This is a genomic window from Mycobacterium sp., from assembly GCF_049585075.1.
GTDB lineage: Bacteria > Actinomycetota > Actinomycetes > Mycobacteriales > Mycobacteriaceae > Mycobacterium.
This window is the reverse complement of the sequence record NZ_JBAUZA010000524.1, coordinates 1-3,089: the sequence shown is the minus strand read 5'-3', so window position 1 is coordinate 3,089 and position 3,089 is coordinate 1. Positions and strand designations below refer to the sequence as shown.

6 protein-coding genes are annotated in these 3,089 nt (G+C 65.7%); 2 read left to right on the top strand and 4 right to left on the bottom strand.

The window, feature by feature from the left end; genetic code table 11:
* The 3 genes from WB785_RS24255 to WB785_RS24245 form a co-directional block, all read right to left on the bottom strand.
* Window positions 1-462: alcohol dehydrogenase catalytic domain-containing protein (locus tag WB785_RS24255; RefSeq protein ID WP_424082569.1), on the bottom strand; the 462-nt coding region annotated here is incomplete at its 3' end.
* Window positions 463-472: 10 nt separating this feature from the next.
* Entirely contained in the window at window positions 473-1,165 is a 693-nt protein-coding gene (locus tag WB785_RS24250) for a cutinase family protein (RefSeq protein WP_424082567.1), read from the bottom strand.
* Between the two features lie 64 nt (window positions 1,166-1,229).
* Window positions 1,230-1,625, bottom strand: coding sequence for a VOC family protein (locus WB785_RS24245; protein WP_424082565.1), 396 nt, complete (start codon window positions 1,623-1,625; stop codon window positions 1,230-1,232).
* A gap of 115 nt (window positions 1,626-1,740) precedes the next feature.
* On the opposite strand from WB785_RS24245, the gene WB785_RS24240 reads away from it, so the two are divergent.
* Complete coding sequence (locus tag WB785_RS24240) at window positions 1,741-1,887, top strand: hypothetical protein (RefSeq protein WP_424082563.1); 147 nt, start codon at window positions 1,741-1,743, stop codon at window positions 1,885-1,887.
* 5 nt (window positions 1,888-1,892) lie between these two features.
* Here the strand turns inward: WB785_RS24240 and WB785_RS24235 are convergent, their stop codons facing one another.
* Complete coding sequence (locus WB785_RS24235; protein WP_424082561.1) at window positions 1,893-2,708, bottom strand: oxygenase MpaB family protein; 816 nt, start codon at window positions 2,706-2,708, stop codon at window positions 1,893-1,895.
* Between the two features lie 35 nt (window positions 2,709-2,743).
* On the opposite strand from WB785_RS24235, the gene WB785_RS24230 reads away from it, so the two are divergent.
* Window positions 2,744-3,089 (top strand): cobalamin biosynthesis protein (locus WB785_RS24230; protein WP_424082559.1); only part of this gene is annotated, 346 nt, incomplete at its 3' end.

The window sequence follows — 3,089 nt, the reverse complement described above, 5'->3', positions numbered from 1 at the left end:
GCCGACACCCCCGGCCGCGGCATGCACCAGCACCCGCTCGCCGGTGCGCAGCGAGCCGTAACCGTGCAGCGCCGCCCAGGCCGTTGCGTAGTTGACCGGCACCGCGGCGCCTTGCTCGAAGCTCATCGACTCCGGAAGCGCCACGGTGTCGTCCGCGGACGCGTTGACGATTTCGGCGTAACCGCCGAAACGCGTTCCGGCCAATACTCGTTCGCCGATGCGCGCGGTATCGACGCCGTCGCCGACGGCTTCGATCGTCCCGGCCACCTCGTAGCCGACGACGCTGGGGACTTTCGGCGCATCGGGGTAGAGCCCGACGCGAGCCAGGTGGTCGGCGAAGTTCACGCCCGCCGCGCGCACCGAAACCCGCACTTGTCCGGCCGCAGGCGGCGGCGGATCGGGACGTTCCTGCACTTTGAGCACCGACGGCGGGCCGTGCTTGGTGATGACGACTGCGCGCATGGCCCTCTGGCTACAGGTGACTTGCGGCGAATGCTGCGGCTTGCCCCGGCATTCCGGAATTCGGATAGGAGAGGTGCGCCGCGGAGAACATCTCGTCGTGCGTCGGCAGCGCGATACCCCCACCCGGGGTACAGATCGCGTCGCCGGGCGCACACAGGTCAATGGCCTTGGCCCCATACCAGGGGCTGACCGTGCTTACCGGCCCGCCAAGATATCTGTCCGATGGATTCCCGAAGAGGGCGAGCGCAGCAACGTGATCAGCCTGGTCCGCCGATAGCGTCGCGGGGACAAAGCCCGCGATCGGGAATTGGGCGATGGTGATCTGATCGATCACCATCGCGCCCTGGGAGTATCCGCCCAGCACCATCTTGGTGTTTGGGCAATTCGCGATCATGGACTGGACGTGCGCGCTCGCATCACTAGTGCCGTCGTTGACGGACGGCACGAAATCCTCTGAGGCCGGGTAGTTGACGGGATACACCCCGACGGACTTGCCCCCGACCTGTGAGCGCAGCCCATCGATGAATTTCTGTCCTACGACGCCGACACCGGGCGCTTCGGTGGTGGCGCGGGCGAACGTCACCTCGACGTCGGGGCAGGGGGCAGCGGACGCCGAGGCAATCAGGATCGGTGCGCTCAGCAGCGCCGCCCAGGTGGTCACTACGACCACACCAAGGAAATACGAGATCGGTCGCAGGCTCACCCGCTAATGCTGACACATTGCGACCCAAGTGGGGTCTGCGTTTTGGCCGATTGTTTTTCGCCGGTCAGCCGGGCGGCGCGAAGAACTCGAGCGCGATACCGTCCGGGTCGCGAAAGCTCAAGCCCGACCCATACGGCGCGTCCACGATTCCGCCGTGGTGGACGCCGAGCTCGTTGAGCCGGGTCATCCACGTCTCCAAGGCGGCGCGGTCGGCGCAGCCGAAGCCGACGTGGTCCAAGCCCACCCGAAACTCGCTGAATCGCTCGTCGGGGGCCGAATGCTCGTGCTGATGGATTCCGAAGATCGTCCCGCCATCAAAGAGCCAAACCAAATGGCGGAATCCGGCGTCGGTGTGCTCGTCGAGCACCGGGTCGGCGCCGAACAACGTCCGATACCACGGGCCGCTAATTGCCATGTCGCGCACGGTGATCGCGACGTGGTTGAGTCCCGGAAAAGTCATATCGCTGCTCCTCGTTCCCGTGCGTGGCGCCCGCGATGTGATCTGCGTCTCAACGTCGAACCGATGAGGTGAGCGCCACATTTACTTCGGTTGACTAATTAGTCATGCTTGATACATGACTTCACAGCTGACGCCCGAGCGCACAACCTCCCTTCCCGCGAGCACCGAGGAAACCCGCGAGCGGCCCCTCCTTCTGCAGCCCTGGTTTTTGATGGCACTGCTGAGCATGGTCGCCATCGTGGTGGTTGTTCTGTTCAGCTAACGGCGCTAGACGATTCGCCAGCCGCGGCGGGCACGAAAGCGCATGTCCCACAGGTAGAACCGATAGCCCAAAATCCACGCTTGGTGCGGAATCAGGCGGTCAGCCAGCCGTAGCGCGGCCAGCAGCCATTCGAACCGGCGTTGCTGCGGCTCTGCCCACTCCAGATGCATCATCGAGCGGAACTCCGGGGCCAGGAATCCCGTCGTCGCGAACAGGTTGAACGATCCGGCAAGTCTATGTAGCGGCCGCGGCAAGAATGCGATCGTGGCCACTCCGTGCAGATGTTCACGCACCGGGGGATCGATGCGCAGCTCTTCTAGCGAGCACTTCCAGTAGTCGTCGAACGCGACCCGGTCCGGCGGCCACATATCTTCGCGGACCTGCAGGGTGGTGCCCAGTCGCTTGGCGTCGGAGTAAACCGCGTCCGCGGTGGCTTCGTCGAGCGGACCGTACAAAAACTCGTGCTGGTCGACGAAATAGCGGTACAGGCAGGCGGCCACCCACAGCTGCAGCGCGGGATCGAAGGCGTTGTAGGACACCGGGCTTGACGATGTCGATCGCACCTGCCGGTGCGCGGTGTCGACGGCAGCGCGGATGAGTTCGCGGTCCGACTCGGTGCCGATGGTCGCGACGGCCAGATACGTTCCGGTGGTACGTGCCCGTTTGAACGGACGTTTGTACACATTGCCGCTGTCGACCGGGCTCTCCAATACGCCATAGCCGACACCGGGCAACGACAGCTGCATGATCACATTCGCAGCGGGCAACAACACCGCCGCGGGGTTCAACAGGTCGGCGACCCGGGTGGCGTGCCGCTTCATACAACCGAGTAGACCACGTGTGAGACGCTGCCGGAGTGTTTGGGACGACGGGGCGTACCCGGGTCGTCGGCGTGCTGGCGGGCTATGTGGCCGACATGCTGCTGGCCGACCCGCGGGCCGGTCATCCGGTAGCCGGATTCGGCGCCGCCGCAGCGGCAATGGAACGGCTCACCTACCGCGACACCCGGATTGGTGGCGCCGCCCACGTCGGCGTACTGGTCGGCGGGGTAGGCCTGGTCGGCGCCGCAGTGCAGTTGGCCGCGCGGCGGCGTGGCCCGCTGTGGTCTATCGCCGCAACCGCGGTCGCGACCTGGATAGCGCTGGGCGGGACGTCGCTGGCGCGCACCGGGCTGGCGATGGGTGACTTGTTGAGCGGCGACG